The sequence below is a fragment of the Deltaproteobacteria bacterium genome (assembly GCA_015233135.1).
Lineage (GTDB): Bacteria > UBA10199 > UBA10199 > JADFYH01 > JADFYH01 > JADFYH01.
The window spans coordinates 43,963-66,776 of sequence record JADFYH010000004.1 but is presented as its reverse complement, the minus strand read 5'-3'; the positions used below and the strand labels follow the sequence as shown (position 1 = coordinate 66,776).

The following is a 22,814-nucleotide window of genomic DNA, read 5'->3' as shown; positions in this document are numbered from 1 at the left end:
TTTATATATGGACAAAATCGTTATCCAAGGTGGACAAAAACTCAAAGGCAAAGTCAGAATTTCAGGTTCCAAAAATGCAGCCCTGCCTCTGATGGCGGCTGGTATTTTGGCGACTGGAAACATGCTGCTGCACAATGTCCCCGAGCTTCGAGATATTGTTACGCTTTCCAAACTGCTGGAAGGTCTGGGATTAAAAATCAGCACCTGGGGAAACCGGGTTAAAATTCAAACTCTAAAATTCAAGAGTCACATTGCACCCTATGAGTTGGTAAAAACCATGCGTGCTTCGGTTCTAGTTTTGGGCCCTCTTTTGGCACGTCTGGGAAAAGCAAAGGTATCGCTGCCTGGCGGTTGTGCCATTGGAGCACGTCCTATTGATCAGCATTTAAAAGCCCTGGAGGCGATGGGAGCCAAAATAAAAATCGAGCGAGGGTATGTAGAGGCAGAGTGCGTCAAACTTAAAGGGGCCAATATTGTTTTTGACATGGTGACTGTGACAGGAACTGAAAATATTTTAATGGCAGCCTGTCTAGCAGAGGGAACCACCGTTTTGGAAAATGCAGCGAGTGAACCCGAGGTAATTGATTTGGTTCAATTGCTCGTCAAGATGGGGGCAAAAATTGAGGGCGCGGGGACTTCCCGAATTGTCGTTGAAGGCGTCAAAGAACTTCAGGGAGCAGAATACAGTGTCATGCCCGATCGTATTGAAGCCGGTACCTTCATGATTGCCGGGGCCATGACTCAGGGGGAAATTCTCATCGAAGGAATGATTTTAGATCATGTAAGGGCCTTGGTTCACAAACTGGAAGAGAGCGGAACAAAAATAGAGCAGCTGCCCAAGGGAATTGTAAAAGTGACAGGTCCCAAAAAAATAAAAAGCGTGGATATCATCACCGCCCCCTACCCTGGTTTTGCCACCGATTTTCAAGCCCAATTCATGGCACTCATGTGCCTGGCTGATAGCGTTTCGACAACCACTGAAACTATTTTTGAAAATCGCTACATGCATGTGGGGGAACTCATTCGCATGGGAGCGGATATCAAGACCGATGGAAATCGAGCAATTGTAAAAGGGCTTTCCAAACTCTCTGGTGCACCCATCATGGCCACTGACCTTAGGGCTTCGGCCTGCCTTGTGTTAGCGGGCCTTGCGGCGGAAGACATCACCGAAATATCGCGCGTTTATCACATTGACCGCGGCTATGAAAAAATAGAAAAGAAGTTTAGAAAATTGGGTGCAAAGATTAAACGGGTGAAGTTGAGGTATTAAAATGAACTTTGAAGCAGAATTTGAATGGGATCAATCGAAAGATTTTGCAAATCAGGTCAAGCATCAGGTTTCTTTTCAAATAGCAAAATTGGCATTTAAAGATCCGAACAAAGTTTTGACACAGGATTTTTCACATAGTACCGATGAAAAACGTTACTATTGCCTAGGCAAAGTAAAAGAAGGGATTCTTACAGTGCGATTTACTTATAGAAAAAATAAAATCAGGATAATCGGGGCGGGCTATTGGAGAAAGGGAAAACAAATTTATGAGGAAAAAAATAAAATACACGAATGAAGACATGGGCAATCCGAAAATTATTGAAGATTTTCTCCCCCCTCCTCACAAAATTAATTTTGACACGCCAAGATTCGAGGTGAAAGTCAATCTTAACTCTCAAACATTGCAGTTTCTAAAGCAATTGGCCAAACGAAAGAAAACGAATCACCAAAAATTAATTCAGAAAATATTAGATTATTACACACAGGAATTCTCTCAGAGTCTGCTTTAATTTCATGAACCTCCTCAAAACCACCGATAAAAATTTTCAAAGCAAACTCCAAAAAATCCTCCACCGTTCTGCGTCTTCAAATAGAGAAGTGGAAACAAAGGTTGCGACTATTATTTCTCTGGTTCAAAAAAAAGGAGACGCTGCCCTCTTCCAACTCAGCAAAAAGTTTGATCAGCACGAATTGAATAAAAACACGATTGAAGTCTCCAATTCAGAAATTCGACAAGCCTTCAAACTGGTGCAGGCCGAGGAACACCGCGCGCTGGATCTTGCAGCTTCTCGCATCAGAGATTTTCACGAGCGTCACAGTCTCAAGTCGTGGCAATATAAAAAAGATGGATTGCTGTTGGGGCAACGGGTCAGCCCGCTGGATCGCGTGGGTATTTATGTTCCGGGCGGAAAGGCCACTTATCCTTCTAGCGTTCTGATGAATGCCATTCCGGCTCAAGTTGCCGGAGTGAAAGAAATTGTGATGGTAAGCCCCTTTCCAAGTGGGCAAATGAATCCTTATGTATTAGTCGCAGCCAACATTGCCGGCGTAGACCGTATTTTCAAGATCGGCGGGGCGCAAGCCATTGCGGCCCTGGCCTATGGCACTGCCAGCATTCCTCGTGTCGATAAAATTGTAGGTCCTGGAAACACCTATGTGGCCACGGCCAAACGCCAGGTTTTTGGACAAGTCGCCATCGATATGATTGCCGGGCCATCGGAAATCACAATTATTTCCGATGGAGGCTGCAATCCTTATTGGATTGCAGCAGACCTGCTGAGCCAGGCGGAGCATGATGAACAGGCCTCAGCGCTACTCCTCAGCTGGAAAGAAAAATATATTTTGGAAGTACAAACCGCTATCGAAGCCATCTTAAAAAACTTGCCTCGTGCAACAATTGCAAAAAAATCACTCCAATCGCATGGGGCTTTCATTCGGGTAAGAAATGAAAAGGAAGCCGCAACGATTGCCAATGACATCGCGCCTGAACACTTGGAACTCTCCGTAAAAAATCCAGAATCGCTTCTTAAAAAAATCAAACACGCCGGAGCCATCTTTTTAGGCTATCACAGCACCGAATCTTTTGGAGATTATTTGGCAGGCCCCAATCACGTGCTTCCCACTAATGGCACGGCACGTTTTAGTTCACCGCTTTCTACTTTTGATTTCCTGAAATTTTCGAGCCTCATCGATTGCAGTGCCGAGATGGCAAAGTCCTTGGGCCCTAGTGTGGTGCGACTTGCAGAGATGGAAGGCCTGCATGCGCACGCCTTGGCAATGAAGTTCAGGTTGTGATACCTCACCCCGACCCTCTCCTACCCTAGGAGAGGGAGATAAGAGAGACTCAGCTTTCAACAATAATCCGTATGCCCCCTCTCCTAAAGTAGGAGAGGGCTAGGGTGAGGTATTACCCTTGTCCCTCACTCGAAAATCCCTCAAATAATTGCCCTGCAACTCCAGCACCGAACCCAGAAAAAGTTTTTGCTGGTAACACTCAAAACTCAGCTGCGCCAAAGACAAAATGTCTAATTGAGATTTTTCCAAAGGAAGAATTTTGTTTTCTTGTACCCCCTGCTCTCTCAAAAAATAGGCATTGGCTATCGCCCCTGAACCCAGCCAAAAAACTTCCGAGAGAGAGATCTTTGATTCAAGGGCCACAAAAAAATCTTTAAAAGAGAGGCAAGATTCCTGAATATCTTTTTGAGTGAGCTGAAAATTTTTCTCAAAAAACTTTGCGTAGACTTCAGCATTTCGGGCATCTAAACAAACGGCCAAAGGGCTCAAGTCTCGATTTTGATAAGCCAGTAAATCCAGGCTGGAAAGCCGGACGATGGGAATAGAGCTCAGTGCAGCCAAGCCTTTCACAAAGCTGAGCACCACACGAATGCCCGTGTAGGAGCCCGGCCCTGTGCAAACCCCAATCGCGTCCAAGTCATTTACCTTCAGTTTAAATTTTTCTAAAATTTGGTGCGTGTTAAAGGCCAGGGCAGCACTGTGATTGGAAAAAGCCTGCCAGGAGTTGGCTTCCAAAACTTCATTGTCTTTTAATAAGACAACCCCCCCTTGAGAGCTGGTGGTGTCTAGGGCGAGAATGTACATAATTAACTCTCGCTTTAAAACTTCCCCACCACAAAATTGATCAATTTATGCACAACCTGCAAATTGCTCAAATCGTTGATGGTCACCAGGATCATCAACGAAAAAAGCAGAGCCATTCCCACCTGCATGGCGATCATCCTTGTTTTGATAGAAAGGGCTTTCCCGCGGGCCACTTCAAAGAGCATAAAAAACAAATGCCCTCCATCGAGCACAGGGATAGGGAGTAAATTCATCACCCCTAACTGGATACTTAGATAGGAAATAAAATAGAGGAAATCTCCGAAGCCACTTTTGGCAGCTTGAGCCGTCGCTTGAGCAATTTGAACGGGCCCTCCCAAGGCCCTGTAAGAAAGCTTAAAACTAAATAATTTCTTTAGAACTTTAAAGGTAAGCCCCAGCAATCCATTATACTCTTCTATTCCATTTTCTAGGGCCTCCGCGAAACTATATTTCACTTGGATATAGCTTCCTTCAGGGATTTTTTTAACCACCCCTAAAATCCATTTTTTATTATCCGAATCGTAGGTAGGAGCAATTGCCAGATTTTTCTTCTCTGCATTTCTCAATACCTCTAGCTGCGTATTTTTCCCTTGCGAAGCCGTGAGCAAATCACTCATTTCATCCCAAGAATTAATCGGAGTTCCATTGACAGAGAGAATTCTATCGTTGGCCTCTAGACCTGCACGAAGTGCTGGCGAATTGGGAGCCACCTCAGCAATAATGGGGGGGAAAACTATAAACAAAGGGGGCTCAATACCAAAAATCCCAACCAGATTATCTTTGTCAGCATCCAGTTTTACTTGGAAAGATTTTATTTCACTTCCACGTAAAACTTTTAACTCAAGACTTCCATTGGGATTCTTCTTCACAGTTTTCATCACCTCCAGCCAATGCTGGATGGGCTTGCCTTCTATCTCAATAATCTTATCTCCTTTCATCATTCCAATTTTGTCAGCGGGGGAATCCTTTTTGACCCCTATCAGCACACTTTCTTGATGCAAGTAAGAAGGTTCCTGATGCCCAACCATAAAAACCAAAGGCATCAGCAGCAAAGCCAAAAACAAATTCATGGTAGGACCTGCCAACACTACCAACACCCGTTTCCATAAAGGCTGTGCTGCAAAGCTGCGAGGGTCATCCAGGGGTTTTATTTTTTCCTCTTCTGGCTCTTCGCCCGACATCTTTACATAGCCACCCAACGGAAGTATGGAAATTTTGTATTCGGTCTCTCCCCTCTTAAAGCCAAAAAGCTTGGGGCCAAAACCCAGCGAAAATTGCTCCACACGAATTCCCGCCCATTTGGCAACGAGAAAATGCCCAAGTTCGTGGATAAAAATGAGAAGCCCCAAACCGACAAGAAAATATAAGAAGGTGATGATGGTCATAAAAAATATGTAGGAAAGGATTGGAGAATAGGCAAGATGAAAAGTAGAGACTGGTTTCAAACCCGTCTCTGCTTCATTCTTCTTAATTCTTCTGAGTTTGTTTTAACAAGTCTTAGTCTTTGCCCTTTTGCTCTTCTCCCCTGTCACAAAAGTCCGTAAAATATTTCTTTAGATAAAGAAGTTTATTCCGTTGGAGGTTTTATGATGAAAGTGTCTGTACTTCCACATCTGCATTTAAAATGGTTGTTACGCGTTTGTTTTGTGCTTTTTTTATTTGCACCTAACCTTGCTCAAGCAGCGACCAAATATTGGATTGGGAATGGGGACAGTTTTTCAGACGATACCAAGTGGTCTACTTCCAGCGGGGGCACTAACGATACAACAGCCCCAGGGCTTTTAGACGACGCCACCTTCGACGGCAATAGTGCAGATTGCGTGATCGATAGCAGTATTTCGGTAAGAGGAATCTATATCCAGTCCGATTATGCGGGTGTCTTATCTACCAGTGGGTTTCCCGCCATTACCGTCACCGGAACCCTGCAATTGCAAGGGGGTGAAACCCTCACCACTAGTAGTGGGTATCCTCGAGTAGCAGCAGGAACGGTAGTCTACAACGGGACATCCCCTTCCTACACCTTGAAGAATTGGAACTATGGAAATCTGATTATTAACGGAGGAGCAAGTTCAGTCTTCAGCCTCAGTGCCGATCTCGTGGTAGGCGGCGATTTGAGTATCACCTCGGGGATACTCGATTTGGCGGGGCATAATTTATCACTGGGTGGAACTTTCAACAACAATGGAACCCTGCGTCTGCAGGGTGGAGAAATCCTGGATCATGGAATGGTCGCCCTCTATCACCTGGATGAAACCAGCGGCACCTTCTACGACGCCACCCGCTATGCCAACGATGCCAGTGCGCATGGAATCGTAGGCTATGCGGCCACTGGAGAATTTAGCAGTAATGCGATTTCTCTCGATGGCCAAAATGGCGATTATATTTCTGCTGCCGATTCTCCCTCTTTAAGTCTCACCGGGCCTTTCACGCTTTCTGCCTGGATAAATCTTGCCTCCACAGGTCAGAACGCCGGCATCATTGAAAAGTATGAAGCCTCCGGACCCGATGGCATCAATGGATACAGGTTTAGAGTGAGCAGTGGAAAACTCGAAGCTAATACTCTGAGTGGAAGTTCTCTTGCCGGGGTCACAGGCACCACGACCGTTTCTGCCAATACCTGGCACCATGTGGCGGCCGTTTATGATGGGACAAACATTAAAGTTTACCTGGATGGCGTGTTAGATGGCTCCGCAGCCGATACTATCAATCCAACCGATGGAGCCAGTGAGCTGCGCATTGGAAAATATGGAATCGACGGCCTTGCAGGAGAATTGAACACCGTGATTGACGAAGTGGCGATTTACAAAGGAGCCCTGAATGCCTCGGATGTTAACGCTCTTTATGTGGCTGGCTCTGCCTCAGACAACAGCTTCCCCATGGATACACATTCGGGAACTGTCGAATACACTGGGGCTGCAGGAACCAACACCCGCAATTCACTGGCCGCCGGAAATAACTATTACAACCTCATCATCAACGCCGGGGATGATACCTTGAAACAGGATTCTATCCTCTATGTAAACGGGGACCTCAGCATCCGTAGTGGAGCCACCCTCAATAGTAATGACCAGGACGTTTATGTAGCTGGGAACTGGAGCAATAGCAGCACTTATACCAGCGGTAACAATAAGATTGTCTTTGATGGGAGCGGTGCCCAGAGTTTTGATCCAGGAACAGACTCCACTTATCAAAATATCGACGTCCTAAAATCTGGTGGAATCCTTTCATTGATCAATCATGATTTAACCCTGTATTCTTTTAGTACGGATAGTGGAGACACGGGAACCTTCGCACAAGGCTCCCAAGCCATGTCAATGGCCATACTCCAGCTCAATGGAGGAACCTACACCGGCGGATCAGGGACAATCACCACCGATGTTTTTTATCAAAATGCTGGTACTACTTTTACAGCCCCCTCCAGCACCCTATATGTGGACTGGGGCTTCTATCATCTGGTTGGGAGCACCTTCAATCACAACTCGGGAACCGTGGATCTGAGTGATTGTCAAACCATCGATGGCTCTACCACTTTCTACAACCTGACTGCTACCGCTGTCACGACCATGACCTTTACTGCGGGTTCCAAACAGACCATCGAACACACTCTCACACTTCATGGAGACTCCATTGCAAAAACTTTCTTGAATCTAAGAAGCAGTATCGAGGGAACTGAGTGGTTGATTGATCCCCAAGGCAGCAGAGACATCAGCGGTTATGTGGATGTGGAAGACAGCAAAAACACCAATGCAAGTAACATCACCTGTTATACGAATTGTATCGATTCAACCCACAACACCAAGTGGAGCTTTGTTACGCCTGCAATCAATGTCTCGAAGAGCAGTGTGGCGGTGACCGAAGGCGGAGCCACGGATTCTTTCACCGTCGTCCTGGCCTCTCAACCCACCGATGATGTCTCGGTGGCGGTAAGCCCCGAAGATAGCAGCTACGGGGTTTTGGTGTCGTCTTCTCCCCTCACTTTTACCACAGGCGACTGGAATATTCCTCAAACGGTGATGGTCACAGCCATTGACGACACGCGCTACGAAGGGGCTCATACGGACAGCATTTCTTTCAGCGTGAGTAGTAACGATGGAGGCTACAATGGAATGGCGGTTTCCTCTGTCACCGCCACTATCACCGACAACGATGCCCAGCCCATGATTTCCATTGATAGTCCCTCGGTAACAGAAGGCAATGTGGGGACAAAGAATTTAACCTATAGCGTCACCCTCTCCAATTCCAGCGTTCAAACTATTACGGTGGATTATGCCACGAGCGATGGCACTGCAACGGCGGGATCCGATTATACTGCTACTTCCGGGACCCTCACCTTTACGCCAGGGCAGACCTCCAAGACGATCGATGTGTCGGTGATTGGCGATTATGTAGTGGAAGTCGATGAGACGCTGACCATGACCTTGAGCAACCCCAGCAATGCGACGACCGTTCCCCCAGGCATCGGCACAGGGACTATCCTCAACGACGATACGGCAGGAGTGACGATCAATGAATCGGGAGGAAGTACCAATGTGACCGAAGGAGGTGCAACAGATTCTTACACGCTGGTTCTCACCTCTCAACCGACATCCAGTGTCACCCTCACTCCGAGCTCCTCCGATACCACCCATGGAGTGACTGTGTCTCCGAGCACCCTGACCTTTACGACAGGCAGCTGGAATACCCCTCAAACCGTGACCGTCACTGCGGTAGACGACAACCGTTATGAAGGCCCTCACAGCGCAACGATCACCCATGCCGCTTCCGGCGGGGGATACAACGGTGTGACTATCGCCTCCGTCACCGCCAATATCACCGACAACGATGCCCAGCCCGCCCTCTCCATTGCCGACAGCAGTCGTGACGAAGGCAACTCGGGTTCTTCCAGCATGGATTTTTCTGTGACCTTGAATCGTCCCAGCGTTCAAACCATTACGGTGAACTATGCCACCGCTAATGTTAGCGCGACGGCGGGTTCTGATTATACCGCCACTTCCGGCACTCTTACCTTTAACCCGGATGAAATATCCAAAACGATTAGCGTGCCTATTTTGGGAGATACCCTGTATGAGGATGATGAAACCTTTACACTTACCTTGTTGAGTGGGCCTTCGAATGCCACACTTGACAGATCCAGCGCAACCGGGACCATCCTCAATGACGACCCCCAACCTTCCGTGCAATGGACCAGCTCCGCCCAGGCTTCTGCCAGTGAATCCGGAACGATGACCGTGACCGCCCAACTCTCCGCAGCGAGTGGGAAGACTACCACAGTGCCTTTTAGTATCGGCGGCACAGCTACTGACGGAACCGATTACACAATCACGGCTTCTCCTCTCACGATTGCTGCTGGGGAGACTACGGCCTCCACGACCATCAGCATTATTCCCGATGCAATTCATGAAGGCAATGAAACCGTGGTCTTGACAATGGAGGCTCCCACCAATGCCAGCCTGGGAGGCACCACAGTGCACACGGCAACGATTACCGACGATGACTTTGTGGGCGTCACTATTACCGAGTCGGGCGGAAGTACCAATGTCACCGAAGGCAGCGGCGTGACCGATTCTTACACCGTTGTGCTCACTTCTGAACCTACTCAAGATGTGGTGATTACAGTGACTCCGGATGATAAGGTATCTACTACTCCCCCAACCCTCACCTTTACTTCAGGCAACTGGAATAGCCCTCAAACCGTCACCGTGTCGGCGGTGGACAATCAGGTGGCTGATGGCCTGCACACGGGAACGATTACCCATACTGCCACAAGCTCGGATACTTTTTACAATGGGCTTTCCATTGCCTCAGTGGTCGCAAATGTTACTGACAATGATTCTCCTGGGGTATCGATTGCAGAATCTTCCGGATCCACCGTAGTCACCGAAGGAGGAAACACCGATACTTTCACGGTGCTGCTCAGCACTCAACCCATTTCCGATGTGACGATTACGATGCACCCCGACAGCCAGGTGACCACAAATCCTCCCAGTCTCACCTTCACTGCTTCAAACTGGAATCAGGTCCAAACGGTGACAGTCACCGCGGTGGACGATCACCTGGCACAAGGCAATCATACGGGACTGATCAGTCCCAGCGCCAGCAGCGGGGATAGTGCTTACAATGCGATTGGTGTTAATCCCATTACAGTTTCCATTATCGATAACGATTCTGCAGGGGTGACCCTCACGCAAAGTAATGGAAGCACTACCGTGGTAGAAGGTGGGGCCACCGATTCTTATACCATAGCCCTCACCAGCCAGCCCACCAGCGATGTAGTCATCACAGTAAACGCAGGCTCCGGAGTAACAGCATCGCCTACTTCCTTGACCTTTACGTCTGGTAACTCTGGCAACTGGAGCACGCCGCAAATGGTAACGGTTACAGCCGTGAACAACAGTATCGCCCAAGGCATACACACTGCCACAATCACGCACACGGCTGCCAGCAACGATACAAACTATGGGGCCAATCTTACTGTTGGATCCATCGTGGTCTCGATTACAGCCAGTGATTCGGCGGGAATCCACTTCAGTCCCAGCTCCCTTTCCCTTGCCGAGGGGGGAGACAATGCGACTTTGAGTATCCGTTTAAATTCGCAACCGACAAACACCGTGACAATCAACTATAGCCCCAATGCTCAAATTAATGTGACGCCGATCCAGATGAGCTTCACCGCCAACAACTGGAATCAGGCACAAAGCCTCTTGGTGTCGGCGGTGGACGACAACCTAGTTGAAGGTCAACACACAGGTGCCTTTACCTATCACAGTGTCAGTAATGATGCGAACTACAACAACCTGACCGGTTCTTATGCCAATATCAGCATTCAAGATAACGATTCCGAACCCAGTGGCGGTGGAGAAGGTGAAACTAACATCACTTTAAATGTGAATGCAGGCAGCAATCAGAGCCTGCGAGCAGGGGCCAGCATTGGTCTTTCTGCAAGCGTCACCCCTTCATCCACTCTGAGTTCAGGCAGCTATACTTATGTCTGGAGTGTGGACTCCACCTCGACAGGCAGTGGAACCTTGAGCGACACAAGCCTTGCAAATCCTGTGTTTACTGCAGGCTCTGACAGTGGAGAAGTACATCTCACTTTGAATGTCACTCACAGTTCGGGGGCCAGTGGATCAGGCACCCTCACCTTGTATGTGATTGCGGTCTCTGGTGTGCGCACCGAAGACCAGGAAGAACATGTCGTGGGAGTTCATGGATCCACTCACCTACTTCAAACCACAACCACGGTAAACACGAGTAACGGAAATGAAACGAGCAGCTCTCAGCGGGTAGCCTTGGGAGTAGGATCAGCCCAAATCACCCTCCCCGCGTCTGCCAATACCCAGTATAGCTTTACCGTAACAAATTCTGGACGTCTGATTATCGGAGTTCCTGGAGAAGAAGGCGGCGCAGGACGTGTGTATTTTTCTGAAGTAGCGCTGCAAGATCTTTCTCACAATATAAACTTGGGAGAATTGAATTTAAATAACTCGATCTCGAGAGTCTTGACCCAAAACAGCTCGGATCCCTCCAGCCCTCGTCGAAGCATCAGTAGTATAAACAACTCCTCCGACTTCACCTATGTCTCGGGTTCTCAAGCCCAGGGGGAATTTGGAAGCTATCTCGCCAGCGGAGATATCAATGGGGATGGAGAAGATGAAATTTTAGTAGGAGCCCCAAACTCTGGCCCCCACGGAATGATTTATATTTATGATTCCAGCTACAATTTAACGAGTACCATTTTTGGATCCGCAGAACATCCTGTCAGTTCGGTACTGGTTTCAAATTATTTAAATAGTTCTAGTAAAGCCGATATTTTACTGGGACCTGACAACCCTGCCCTAAACCAGAATCTCATGCAACAGGGAGCGCTGGATAGCGGCCAATTCCGATCAAACATCGCCCTGTTATCCTCGGATGCCCGAAGTCTTTCAGGCAGCGTGGAGTTGTCTTCTCGGGGAGTAGATGCCGATTTTGGAAGTGCTTCTAGTGAAACGGATTCCATCACGGGTTATCAATCGCTGGCGGTGGGAGATTTGAATGGAGATGGAGATCCGGATTTAGTGGTAATGGGAAACGATGGAACTGCCTACATTTATTTGGGACGAAAGAGTTTGGGAGATCATCTGAGTGCCAGTGACGCGAATGTACGGATCACAGGAGGCAGCGCGACTAACGGATTCGGACGAATGATCGCCATTGCAGATGTCAGTGGAGATGGCATTGCCGATTTGATAATTGGGGCGCCGGATTATGGGGCCAATCATAGCGGGGCAATCTACGTAATTTTCGGATCCAGCAACCTGGGATCAACTTCCACTCTCGATGTTACAAGCAGCTCCCAAGTAATCGTTGTTCCTGGAGCTTCCGCTGCCGATGCCATAGGCTCTGATCTCTTGTTGATCGCCAATCCGAACAATCCCAATTCTGCAGCGGACATTTATACGCTCAAGAGTAATAACACCGTGGTAAAACTCAGCGTGGCCAGCGCCTTATCCCCCCGAGCGGGCCAGACAGACGATTCCCGAGTCTCGGGATCGGGAGGCTGTAGTTTGTCGAACAACGCTGCACCCAATTACTTCTGGGCTGCTTCAATATTTTTAATGTGGATTTATCGAAAAAAACAAAAGCGTTGGCTTAATCACTAACTTGCCCCTGCCATTCTGTACCCTTAAAATTTCAAATTAGCCCCCTCAAAAATCTCAAAGCTGGAGAAACGCGTATCCCCTCTTTCGACAAATAATCTTTTTGACCAAACGCCGAGATCTGCCAGCACTCTGCCTGAGGGAATTTCGCTTTAAAATAAAGCAGCCCTTTTCCAAGCTCCTCATCTTTCAATTTACATTCGATGGCCTGAGTCACTTTCCCTTTTCGCGTCAAAATAAAATCTACTTCTCTTAAATCAATATCCCTAAAATAAAGCAGCTCATCGTCATAACCTTCTACATCTTGCTGATAATGCACCCATTTTTGTAGATGAACCGCGACGAGGTTTTCGAAACGGGGGCCGTCTTCGTCGAGTAAATTCCAATCAAAATGATAATGCTTCTGATCTTTTTTAATGGCCCTTAATTTTTTTGCACCGAAGGGTTTAAGACGAAAAATAAAATAAAGCCGCTCCAAAATTTCCAGCCAATTCGAAACCGTCTTATGAGCCACCTGCAGATCTTCTCGTAAACTATTAATGGAAAGGGGTGAGCATACACGTGAGGGCAAGGCAATCATGAGAGCTTCCAGGTTTCCTAGATCTTGAACTTGCTCGAGTTGCGTGATGTCTTCTTCGAGAATGCGAGTGCGATATTCCCGGGTCCAACGACGGGCTTCTTTTTGGGATTGGGAAAAATAGGGTTCTGGGAAACCACCTAATTTGAAAAGGGTTTCGAAATCTTTTTGATTTTCAATTTTCAATTCTGCAACGGTGTAGGGATAAAGGCGCAAAAGATGATAGCGACCCTGAAGTGAATCGCCTCCACGACGGTATAAATCAAGACGTCCAGAACCCGTCACCAGGATTTGATGCGTTTTGGCGTGGGCGTCGTAAATGCCTTTAAGGCTATTTCTCCAGGCTCTATACTTGTGAATTTCATCAAAGACCCAGAGTTTTTCTTCTGAAAATTCCTGCTTCAAAAAGCGTTGTCGCTCGTTCGGAATATCCCAATTGAGATAAAGCCCACCTTTTTCTTTGAGAAGCCTTTTCGAAAGCGTAGTTTTACCTACTTGTCGTGGCCCACTCAAAAAAACCATCTTCTTTTTGAGATCTTCTTTGATTTGTTTTTCGAGGTATCGAGGGTTTTTATTCATAAAAAAAAGCATACGAGTAATTTAGATAGGTGTCAAATTTACTCGCGAGTAATTTAGACAGGGGGCAAAACCACTCGAGCAGGGGGGCTGGGAATTTTTCAAAAAATATTGTAATCACGTGGTTTTCCCCTCCCTCGAGGGGAGGGGATCAAGGGGAGGGTGATCTCAAGTGCACTTAGGGTCACCCTCTCCCTAACCCTCTCCCCTCAAGGGAGAGGGGACTTTGCTCAAATACTTTTTTAGGAAACTCCCCGACCACGCAATTACTCGTACCTGAATAGTTAAAAATGACTTTTCTTTCCCATTTTAAATGCTAGTCTGGAGGGTATGAATTCTAATTCTTTTGATGATGAAGAGGACCAGACAATTGTAGAAGAAAAAGAGAAAAGTAAGGGAACGACTCCTCCTGCTAATCCACAAGCGGAAGAGGAAGCGGAGGGAACAGTTGCTTTCGTAAAAAAAAGTGACCTGTCTTCGCGTCCTTTGCATCGCAGTACTTTAGAAGACCTGGGCCCCCTGCCCTCTTTTTCTCAATACATTGAACGTTTTCCCATTCAGGCAGCCCTTCCCAAACAACGCTTTGCCGCTTTTTTCATTGATAGTCTTTTGCTTTTTTATCTTGTTTTTGGCTTTAAACTTATCCTCGAACATTTTGTGTTTCCACAAAGCTTTTTAAAAAATTACCCCAATGGAGTTTTAAGTTTTTCAGCCTTTCTTATTATCTTTTTGTATTACCTGCTATTGGAATCTCTCTGGGGGATAACCTTTGGAAAATGGCTCTGCCACTTAAAGGTGGTGGATTTAGAAGGTTTTCAACCCAAACTTTCCAGTATTTTCCTGCGTAACTTTTGCCGTCTTTTTGATTATCCTTTTGCCTTTCTGGTGGCGCTCCTTTCTATGGAAAGTTCTCCTTTCTATCAGCGTCTGGGAGATAGAGCTGCACAAACGGTGGTCATCGACAAAGCTCAAGCCAAACAAGATAGCATCGATTTACGCTCTGTCCCTCTAAGTTCCACTTACATCCGCATGCTTTCCTTCAGTTTCGATCTGGTCTTTTATTTCTCTTTGCTTTATCTCACCGCATCCACCTTAAATCCGGAAAAACCATACACCCTCTACGTTTTTGGATTCTTCCTTTCGATTTTTGTTCTAGGTTATTTTCCCCTGTTTGAATTTTTCACTGCGACCACGCCAGGAAAATTTATTTTAGGGCGTCGGGTGATTATGGAAAATGGCGAAGCCATTGATGCCACAGCTGCTGTCATTCGAAATTTTTTTCTTCCGATAGATGTCCTCATTGCCTATTTACTCATTGCCCTCAGCCGACGCAAACAACGCTTGGGAGATTTGGTAGCCGATACCCTGGTCATCAAAAAAATGAATCATCTTCGGGGCAGATACGGCTTCATTTTTCTGTTGCTGCTGCTGGGATTTTTTTCTTACACCAGTTACAAGAATCCGCAAAAACACTGGTGGATGGGGGAACTTAAAAATCTAAGTTTAAAAACCTCAGAACTTCTCTACCAAAAAACCCAGTTCTTGATGTTGGACGATACTGAAGACACTTCCGCAAAAAACATCTCCTCTTCTAGGCAAACCCTAGTTCCAGCTCCTACGGTAAACACGACAGCCTCAAGCCTCTCCCCCCCTCCGTCTTTGGCACAGGGGAATTTAAGTATTCCCGAATTTTATCTTTCTTCAGGCCCTAACCCCGCCCAAATCCGTCGAGAGGGTCAGTTTCAGGCAGGAGAAGAGGTTTACTTATTCTTTAAAGTAAGCGGATTTCAAATAGGAAAAATCCAAGATGTCAACGTAAGCGAAGATGCCCAAATTCTGAATCCGGATGCGAGCACTTTTTTAGCACAAAAGAAAGTGGTGGAATTCAACCAGACGCTTGCGGCTAACGTCTCTGCCTTAAATATTGCCAACTCTTTTAAATTACCCAAAGAAATGAACGCGGGGGTCTACAAGATTATTCTCACTTTGAGGGATCAATTGAGCGGGCAAAATTTGAATTATGAAAAGGGATTGATCGTGCAGAGCCCCTAACTACCCCACCACCCAAGTCTCTCCGCTATTCATTAACTTTTCAATATTCCCCTTGCCCTTATGTTCAATCGCAGACTGGACCTGATCTTCTAACAATTGCTCATAGCTAGGTTTCAGGATGGATCGAAACACACCGAAGGGAACTGGATATTCAGGCAGCTCAAGTCTGGCAAGAATAGACGCATAGGTAGAATCTTCCAGGTGAGTTTGATGAAGCATCAAATCGGAGGGAGGATTTGCCGCATCGAATTCAACGACTTCGACTTTAAAGCCTTTTAAGCGAAGGCCCTTGTTTTTTTCTTTTCCAAAAATAAGAGGTTGGCCTTCCACCAATTTGATCGACAGGTCTTCTTTGGTCGCTTTGTCACTGACGCTCGCATGAGCCCCGTCGTTAAAAATCACGCAGTTTTGTAAAATTTCTACAAAGGCAATCCCCTTGTGACGACCTGCTGCCTCAAAAACTTCACTCATGTGTTTCACATCGGTATCCAGCGTACGCGCCACAAAAGTGGCCTCAGCGCCCAAGGCCAACGCAATGGGACGCAAGGGATAATCCAAAGCTCCCTGGGGAGAAGATTTGGTCTTTTTGCCCCTCTCAGAAGTAGGGCTGTACTGCCCTTTCGTCAGACCATAAATACGATTGTTGAAAAGTAAGACCTTCAAATCGATATTTCGTCGCATCGCATGGATAAAATGATTGCCGCCAATGCTCAATGCATCGCCATCTCCAGTAATCACCCACACGGAGAGATCGGGTCTGTAACTTTTTAGGCCGGTCGCAAAAGTGGGGGCACGGCCGTGAATCGTATGAAAACCATAGGTGTTCATATAGTAAGGAAAACGGCTTGAACAGCCAATCCCCGACACAAAGGCATATTTTTCCCGAGGAATATTGAGCTTGGGTAGGGTATTTTGCAATTGAGCCAGGATGGCATAATCACCACAACCGGGACACCAACGTATTTCCTGGTCACTAATAAAATCTTTACGGGTTTGATTGAGAGAGATGGAGTTTTCTTGAGTCATAAATTTTTCTCCTAACCCACTCTTAAGCTAAGAGGGGGACAGGGGGCGTTATGGCAATTTGATCCAATTGGACCATAACCCCTCCTAACCTCCCCTTAGCTTAAGGGGAGGGAAATTATTATAAATATTTCTTCGCCTCTTTGACAATTTCCTGGATGCCAAAAGGCTTCCCTTGAACCTTAGTAAACGAGGCCGCATCTACCAAATACTTGGCCCGAATCAGAAAAGCAAGCTGCCCCAAATTCAATTCGCAAATCATTACTTTTTTGAAGTTCTTGAGAATCTGCCCCAAATTCCTGGGGAAAGGATTCAGATAACGGAGATGCACACTGCTTACCTTATGCCCCTGAGCACGCAACTGATCCCCCGCCGAAGTGATCGCTCCATAGGGGCCACCCCAACCTAGCAAAAGGACGTCTCCACTCGCTCCACCTGTCACTTCCAAATCAGGAACATCCTGGACAATCGCTTCTATTTTAGCAGCTCGTAAGCGAACCATTTTATCGTGGTTGATGGGATCATAGCTCACAGTTCCCGTTTTATCCGCTTTTTCTATGCCGCCGATGCGATGTTCCAAACCCGCTGTACCGGGGATAGCCCAAGGTCTGGAAAGAGTTTTTTCATCGCGCAGAAAAGGCATGAATTTGCCTTCACCCTTTTCGGCATACTTGATTTCAAATTTTTGGAGCGATTTTATCGAAGGCAGCAACCAAGGTTCCGATCCATTGGCAATGTAGCCGTCGGTGAGAAAAATAACAGGCGTCATATATTTGATGGCAATGCGCGCTGCTTCAATCACCATCAAAAAACAATCGGAAGGAGAAGCCGCCGCCAAAACAGGGACAGGACTTTCACCATTTCGACCGAACATACTTTGAAGCAGGTCGGATTGCTCGGTTTTGGTCGGTAACCCCGTACTTGGCCCACCCCTCTGAACATTGATCACCAGCAAAGGCAACTCGGTCATGACGGCCAGGTTAATGGCTTCAGACTTCAAAGCCAAACCCGGACCACTGGTGCTGGTAACCGCAAAAGCTCCTCCAAATGCGCCTCCAATGGCAGCTCCAACGGCTGCAATTTCGTCTTCCGCCTGAATGGTTTTTACCCCAAAATTTTTATGCTTTGAAAGTTCATGCAGAATTTCAGAAGCGGGGGTAATCGGGTAGCTGCAAAAGAAGAGTGGTTTTTTTACCAATTCCGATGCTACCACCAAACCCAGTGCTGTTGCCTCATTCCCCATAATATTTCGATATTTTCCAGGCTTCAATTGGGCAGGTTTTACCTTGAAATGAACGGACATAATTTCAGCCGTCTCCGCATAATTGAACCCCGCCTTTAAACTCAAGATATTGGCCTTGGCCACTTCTGGTTTTTTACTGAATTTTTCTTCAATCCATTTCAGCGTTACATCCAGAGGACGGTCGTACATCCAGTACATCATCCCTAGAGCAAAAAAGTTTTTAGAACGGTCTTTTTCTTTCCCTGTAAGACTTAACTCTGCCAGGCCATTTTGGTTCAAGGTTCCAATGGGAACCCGAAACAGCCTGAAACCCTTGAGGCTTCCATCTTCTAGAGGATTGGAAGTATAACCTGCACGCTCTAAATTGCGGTCGATGAAGGCATCTTCGTTGGCAATAATAATTGTATCTGGAGCCATATCTCCCAGGTTAGCCTTCAAGGCAGCGGGATTCATTGCCACCAAAACATCCGGCAAATCGCCGGGAGTTCGAATGTCTCTGGAGGAAAAATTCAATTGGAAGGAACTCACTCCCGCCAGGGAGCCCGCAGGAGCACGAATTTCAGCCGGATAATCGGGTAGGGTGGAAAGATCATTTCCAATGGACGCCGTGGTATGCGTGAATTGAGTTCCCGTAAGCTGCATCCCATCCCCGGAATCCCCCGCAAAACGGATAATGACATTTTCTTTTTCTTCTATTGTTTTTTTCTTTTGCATTGCTGCACTCGCCTGACTCATGATGGTAAAATCTCCTTTTAGTTTTGTCTATAGCTCCCTGTTCTTGCCTTTACAAGGGGGCTTCTGTTTTTTTAAAAAGATGGATGAGTTAATTAGCCTTCTGGCTTTGAGCAGAATCATTTCCCGAAAGAGAATAGCTCAACAAAGCAAGCCCTGCTTCTTCACGGACCACTGGTAAAACGATCGCACTCTCCTGCGATAATTCTTCAAACACTTTTTTTGCTTCCTCTTTTTTGGACTGGGCCTTCAACACGTAAGCTTGTCTCAGGCGGGCCATATCCTTCAGGGGATTTGTAGAATCTGAATAGGCCCTTTCATAAATTTCGATTGCTTTGCCCCAATCTTGTTTGTTCTCCAAACAAGCCCCCATCTTAAGGTAAGTCAGGCCTCTCAGGGGGGAACTTTCTCCATGCCCCACATAATCGGAAAGGGTTTTAATCACCTCGTCACAATCATTCGATTGCAGATCAGCAAGCTGCAAGGACATCCATATTCCCAGGGGGGCATAGCGATATTTTTTCACCAAATCAGAATAAAGCTGTTTTTGTTCCCCGGGTGTTTTCTTTTTTACTTCAAAAATCTGACTGGCTAATTGCTGTTCCTGGTTGGAATGATAAAACCTCCAAAACCAGGTACTACAAGCAACAAACAAAATGACAGCCGCCGTAAAAAGCACGACTGCACTCCTTTCCCGGGCATAGATCACAAGTTTATCTACAAGAGAGACAAATTCATCGGGTTGTTTTTTTCGAGGCCTGGGGTCTTGTCGGTAAATTGGCATGGCCGCTCCTTTAAAGGGTTTTGCACAAAGCGTCAATTGTCAAGATCGCTTTCGTCCTCCAGGCGGAAAAGTTTTTTCAGAATGTCCTGGTACAAGGAGGAAGGCTCCTGTTGTTCGGTTTTTAAGACCAACAAGGGATCATGCAACATTTTACTCACCATGGCCTGGGTGCAGGCCCGTATCTTCTGCTGCTGCTCTGAGGAAAGAGGCGCGAGTTGCAAAACAAGCTTTTCCAGCTCTTTTTCGCGAATCTGATTAAATTTTTGGGTGAGTTTGGCAATGGTGGGGCTTAGAGAGCGATGTTTTTCTTCTTCTTTAAACAATTGCACTTCATGGATTAAAATTTGTTCGGCCTTCAAGGCCTCTTTTTGTCGTTCTTTCAGATTTTGATCGACCACTTTTTGAAGATCATCCAGATTATAAAGATAAACATTATAAAGATCATTTACCCCTTCTTCCACATTTCGGGGCAAGGCAATATCGATGATAAAAAGGGCCTTGTTTTTGCGAAGCTTCATACTTTCTTGAACCGCTTGAACCTTCAAGATTGGCTCCTGGGCCCCCGTGGAAGTAATGACCACATCCACTTCGCTGAGTGAGCCCAGATAATCTTCAAAAGGAACCACCTGCGCCGCAATCTGAGAGGCCAGCGCCTTTGCTTTTTCAATATTTCGATTGCTGATTAAAATTTCCGAACAGCCCTGGCTTTTCAGGTTCTGCAAGGCCAGCTCGCTCATCTTACCAGCCCCCAACAAAAGGGCTTTTCTGTTTTCCAGAGAACCAAAAATTTTTTTAGCCAGCAAAATCGCGACATAACTCACGCTGACGGGATGAGCCCCCAACTGGGTTTCGTGTCGAATTTTTTTGGAAACGTTAAAACAGCGCTGAAAATATTTATTGAGACTGGTCCCCAAGCTGCCTTCTTGCTCTGCCTGACGAAAAGATTCTTTCATCTGCGATAAAATTTGATTCTCCCCCAACACCATCGAATCGAGTCCGCTCACCACTCGAAAGCCATGTAAAAAAGCATCCCCCTGATTGAAACTATAAATAATATCTTCATCAAAATCCGCTGAATTTGGGATTTCTTTCAAACAAATTTTAATTTGTTGGAGGGCCTTATCTTCCGCTGAAGCAAAGGCATAGACCTCCAGGCGATTACAGGTGGAAACCAGCACACACTCCTCCACCGCGCTCAAGGAAGAAAGCCTTTGGAGCAGCTGAATCTGCCTTTCGTCCGATAAGGCAAACTGCTCGCGTAAGGCAAGATTTGCGGTTTTGTGGGAGATCCCCACGATGATCAAGCTCATGAGTGACGAACCTCCAAAAACGTAAAGAGAATCACTACAAAGCCTAATAAAGAAAGTAAAACTCCTCTCCTTCCCCGCCAATTTGCGCGCACATGCACTTGAAGGAATAAAAGGTAGACGAGCCAGGCCACTAACGTCCAAAGCTGCCTGGGATCATTAAAAAAATAAAGCCCCTTCACCGTCTTGGCCCAGGCAGAACCGCTCAAGATACCCAAGGTCAGAAAAATAAAACCCAGGCGCAAGGCCTTGAAATGAAGCAGGTCGAGCAGTTCCAGGGAAGGCATTTTTTCTAGCTCCAAAAAATTTCTTTTGGACTTGAGTTGATATTCTTGAAGCAGAAACAAGAGCCCCATCAGGAAAGTAAGGGAAAAAAGCGAAAAGGCCAAAAAACTGAACACAATATGGATGGAGGCCCAGGGCGAATGAAACAATAAAACATTTTGGGCATAGTGCTCATTGGAGAAATGAGAAAGGGAATATAAAACAAGCACCGCAGGCATGAAAAACAAACCCAGCCAGGGAAGATGATATTTAAGGGAGAGAACCAGATAAAGAAAAGCCAATATCCAACCACTGAACAAGAAGGCCTCGTCGGCCTGTTGAAGCAGGGGGAAGCCCACCTTGGCAAAGTGGAGCGCAAAACCAAGGGCCTGAACCCCCAAACCCAGCAATAAAGCCCCTTGGGCCAGACTCCAAAGTTTTTTTCGCTTAGAGATGAAACTCCCCAGATAAAGAAGAGTCGCGAAGGCAAAAAACAGGGCGCTGGTGTGTGCGAATGTAGTGAGCATAAGTATTTTTCAACCACTCCACTTGGATTAGAAATCCCCTCCACCTTGAGGAGGGAGGGTTAAGGAGGGGGTGATATTTGATTCCACCAATATCACCCTCTCCCGTCGAGGGAGAGGGGGGGGGGAATAAAAATCGCGTAAGGTCAGTTAATTATTTAACCTCTTAAACCTCTCCAACATTTTCTCCCAATATTTTTCCAAAAAGGGCTTAATTTCCTGTTCGCGCCCTTGCCTGATAAAGCACTGACGGATTTTCTTAATTTTTCTGGAAAGTAGGCCATACTCCAACCCAAAACTTTTCTCCAATTGTTTTCTAAGCCTTTTTGATAAAAAGGGAGCTTCCCCCCCGGTAGACACCGTGAGCAGGAATTCTCCCCTGGACACTCGGGCGGGAATAATAAAATCGCAAAGCTCGGGTTGGTCGACTGCATTCAATAGAATCTTTCTTTGCTGAGCCTCCTCTAAAATTTTTTGATTTACCTCTCTATTATTTGTTGCAGCAAAGGCAAGAAAAGCCGATTTCAGATCTCCTTTTTTATATTTTCTTTGCTGCCATTGGATACGACCCTCACTCACCAGGCACAAAAGGTCTTTATGCAACAAGGGAGAAATAATTTCAATGATTGCCCCTGCCCCGAGCAAACCCAGAATCTTCTGCAAGGCCACAGAGCCGCCACCCACCACGACTACAGATTTATTTTGTATCTTCAAATTGAGGGGATAATAATTCATGGAATTCGTCTTATAACCGAATTGAACTTGACTTCAAGTCATAGAATTCGCAATTTCATTTCCGTCACACAATCACAAATCAGGAGGAAAATATGGCATCCGAACACGTAAAAGAAGCGAGTGATGGTAACTTTGAACAAGAAGTCTTGAAAAACCCCCTGCCCGTCCTCATCGATTTTTGGGCCGAATGGTGTGGCCCTTGCCGAGCGCTAGGCCCCACGGTAGATGCCTTGGCCAAAGATTATGCGGGCAAAGTGGCCGTCTATAAAATGAATGTGGATGAAAACCAGGGGGTTCCAGTCCAATACGGAGTGCGCAGCATTCCTACCCTTATTCTCTTTAAGGCAGGACAAAAAGTAGATCAGATCCTGGGATCGGTTCCCCGGGCTACGCTGGAAGATGCGATAAAAAAAGTATTATAATTTATACGGTTGTGTCTTTAAATAAAACCCATCTCTTACATTGATTCAATAACAGTAAGGATGGGTTT

General features: G+C 46.4%; 15 protein-coding genes. 6 read left to right on the top strand and 9 right to left on the bottom strand.

Annotated elements, in window-relative coordinates; all coding sequences use genetic code 11:
- The first annotated feature begins 7 nt into the window (after nucleotides 1-7).
- The 3 genes from murA (at nucleotide 8) to hisD (ending at nucleotide 3,064) form a co-directional block, all read left to right on the top strand.
- Nucleotides 8-1,270: a UDP-N-acetylglucosamine 1-carboxyvinyltransferase gene (murA, locus tag HQM15_02135; protein MBF0491563.1), complete on the top strand. Its 1,263-nt coding sequence runs from the start codon at nucleotides 8-10 to the stop codon at nucleotides 1,268-1,270.
- A 1-nt stretch (nucleotide 1,271) separates the two neighbouring features.
- Complete coding sequence (locus tag HQM15_02130; protein MBF0491562.1) at nucleotides 1,272-1,565, top strand: BrnT family toxin; 294 nt, start codon at nucleotides 1,272-1,274, stop codon at nucleotides 1,563-1,565.
- A gap of 218 nt (nucleotides 1,566-1,783) precedes the next feature.
- Nucleotides 1,784-3,064 (top strand): histidinol dehydrogenase, encoded by a 1,281-nt coding sequence (hisD, locus tag HQM15_02125; GenBank protein MBF0491561.1) that lies wholly within the window; start codon nucleotides 1,784-1,786, stop codon nucleotides 3,062-3,064.
- A 99-nt stretch (nucleotides 3,065-3,163) separates the two neighbouring features.
- On the opposite strand, the gene tsaB is transcribed toward hisD, so the two are convergent.
- Nucleotides 3,164-3,868, bottom strand: coding sequence for a tRNA (adenosine(37)-N6)-threonylcarbamoyltransferase complex dimerization subunit type 1 TsaB (tsaB, locus tag HQM15_02120; GenBank protein ID MBF0491560.1), 705 nt, complete (start codon nucleotides 3,866-3,868; stop codon nucleotides 3,164-3,166).
- A gap of 14 nt (nucleotides 3,869-3,882) precedes the next feature.
- Nucleotides 3,883-5,253: an RIP metalloprotease RseP gene (gene rseP, locus HQM15_02115; GenBank protein MBF0491559.1), complete on the bottom strand. Its 1,371-nt coding sequence runs from the start codon at nucleotides 5,251-5,253 to the stop codon at nucleotides 3,883-3,885.
- A gap of 201 nt (nucleotides 5,254-5,454) precedes the next feature.
- On the opposite strand from rseP, the gene HQM15_02110 reads away from it, so the two are divergent.
- A complete protein-coding gene (locus HQM15_02110; protein ID MBF0491558.1) occupies nucleotides 5,455-12,510 on the top strand; it encodes an FG-GAP repeat protein in 7,056 nt (2,351 codons plus the stop codon).
- A gap of 31 nt (nucleotides 12,511-12,541) precedes the next feature.
- Here the strand turns inward: HQM15_02110 and HQM15_02105 are convergent, their stop codons facing one another.
- The gene (locus tag HQM15_02105; GenBank protein MBF0491557.1) at nucleotides 12,542-13,663 is read right to left on the bottom strand and encodes an ATP-binding protein; all 1,122 of its coding nucleotides are present in this window, start codon (nucleotides 13,661-13,663) and stop codon (nucleotides 12,542-12,544) included.
- Nucleotides 13,664-13,990: 327 nt separating this feature from the next.
- On the opposite strand from HQM15_02105, the gene HQM15_02100 reads away from it, so the two are divergent.
- Entirely contained in the window at nucleotides 13,991-15,712 is a 1,722-nt protein-coding gene (locus tag HQM15_02100) for an RDD family protein (protein ID MBF0491556.1), read from the top strand.
- On the opposite strand, the gene HQM15_02095 is transcribed toward HQM15_02100, so the two are convergent.
- The 6 genes from HQM15_02095 to HQM15_02070 form a co-directional block, all read right to left on the bottom strand.
- Nucleotides 15,713-16,738, bottom strand: a complete 1,026-nt coding sequence (locus HQM15_02095; GenBank protein MBF0491555.1) for a 2-oxoacid:ferredoxin oxidoreductase subunit beta — start codon at nucleotides 16,736-16,738, stop codon at nucleotides 15,713-15,715. It abuts the gene before it with no gap.
- A 118-nt stretch (nucleotides 16,739-16,856) separates the two neighbouring features.
- On the bottom strand, nucleotides 16,857-18,713 hold the full coding sequence (locus HQM15_02090) for a 2-oxoacid:acceptor oxidoreductase subunit alpha (GenBank protein MBF0491554.1): 1,857 nt from the start codon (nucleotides 18,711-18,713) through the stop codon (nucleotides 16,857-16,859).
- An 88-nt stretch (nucleotides 18,714-18,801) separates the two neighbouring features.
- Entirely contained in the window at nucleotides 18,802-19,494 is a 693-nt protein-coding gene (locus tag HQM15_02085; protein ID MBF0491553.1) for a hypothetical protein, read from the bottom strand.
- A 32-nt stretch (nucleotides 19,495-19,526) separates the two neighbouring features.
- Nucleotides 19,527-20,804 carry a glutamyl-tRNA reductase gene (locus HQM15_02080; GenBank protein ID MBF0491552.1) on the bottom strand — a complete coding sequence of 426 codons (1,278 nt, stop codon included), beginning with the start codon at nucleotides 20,802-20,804 and terminating at the stop codon, nucleotides 19,527-19,529.
- Nucleotides 20,801-21,592, bottom strand: a complete 792-nt coding sequence (gene ccsA / locus HQM15_02075; GenBank protein MBF0491551.1) for a cytochrome c biogenesis protein CcsA — start codon at nucleotides 21,590-21,592, stop codon at nucleotides 20,801-20,803. Before ccsA ends, HQM15_02080 begins: the two co-directional genes overlap by 4 nt.
- A 147-nt stretch (nucleotides 21,593-21,739) precedes the next feature.
- A complete protein-coding gene (locus tag HQM15_02070) occupies nucleotides 21,740-22,324 on the bottom strand; it encodes a bifunctional precorrin-2 dehydrogenase/sirohydrochlorin ferrochelatase (GenBank protein MBF0491550.1) in 585 nt (194 codons plus the stop codon).
- A 92-nt stretch (nucleotides 22,325-22,416) separates the two neighbouring features.
- Between HQM15_02070 and trxA the strand changes: the two genes are divergently transcribed.
- A complete protein-coding gene (gene trxA / locus HQM15_02065; GenBank protein ID MBF0491549.1) occupies nucleotides 22,417-22,746 on the top strand; it encodes a thioredoxin in 330 nt (109 codons plus the stop codon).
- Nucleotides 22,747-22,814: the final 68 nt, after the last annotated feature.

What these genes read in the sequence shown, in the direction of transcription:
- HQM15_02085 (MBF0491553.1), bottom strand. Translation starts at nt 19,494, where the DNA reads ATGCCAATTTACCGACAAGACCCCAGGCCTCGAAAAAAACAACCCGAT.
- HQM15_02080 (MBF0491552.1), bottom strand. Translation starts at nt 20,804, where the DNA reads ATGAGCTTGATCATCGTGGGGATCTCCCACAAAACCGCAAATCTTGCC.
- rseP (MBF0491559.1), bottom strand. Translation starts at nt 5,253, where the DNA reads ATGACCATCATCACCTTCTTATATTTTCTTGTCGGTTTGGGGCTTCTC.
- hisD (MBF0491561.1), top strand. Translation starts at nt 1,784, where the DNA reads ATGAACCTCCTCAAAACCACCGATAAAAATTTTCAAAGCAAACTCCAA.
- HQM15_02105 (MBF0491557.1), bottom strand. Translation starts at nt 13,663, where the DNA reads ATGAATAAAAACCCTCGATACCTCGAAAAACAAATCAAAGAAGATCTC.
- ccsA (MBF0491551.1), bottom strand. Translation starts at nt 21,592, where the DNA reads ATGCTCACTACATTCGCACACACCAGCGCCCTGTTTTTTGCCTTCGCG.
- tsaB (MBF0491560.1), bottom strand. Translation starts at nt 3,868, where the DNA reads ATGTACATTCTCGCCCTAGACACCACCAGCTCTCAAGGGGGGGTTGTC.
- HQM15_02070 (MBF0491550.1), bottom strand. Translation starts at nt 22,324, where the DNA reads ATGAATTATTATCCCCTCAATTTGAAGATACAAAATAAATCTGTAGTC.
- HQM15_02130 (MBF0491562.1), top strand. Translation starts at nt 1,272, where the DNA reads ATGAACTTTGAAGCAGAATTTGAATGGGATCAATCGAAAGATTTTGCA.
- HQM15_02100 (MBF0491556.1), top strand. Translation starts at nt 13,991, where the DNA reads ATGAATTCTAATTCTTTTGATGATGAAGAGGACCAGACAATTGTAGAA.
- HQM15_02090 (MBF0491554.1), bottom strand. Translation starts at nt 18,713, where the DNA reads ATGAGTCAGGCGAGTGCAGCAATGCAAAAGAAAAAAACAATAGAAGAA.
- HQM15_02095 (MBF0491555.1), bottom strand. Translation starts at nt 16,738, where the DNA reads ATGACTCAAGAAAACTCCATCTCTCTCAATCAAACCCGTAAAGATTTT.
- murA (MBF0491563.1), top strand. Translation starts at nt 8, where the DNA reads ATGGACAAAATCGTTATCCAAGGTGGACAAAAACTCAAAGGCAAAGTC.
- HQM15_02110 (MBF0491558.1), top strand. Translation starts at nt 5,455, where the DNA reads ATGATGAAAGTGTCTGTACTTCCACATCTGCATTTAAAATGGTTGTTA.
- trxA (MBF0491549.1), top strand. Translation starts at nt 22,417, where the DNA reads ATGGCATCCGAACACGTAAAAGAAGCGAGTGATGGTAACTTTGAACAA.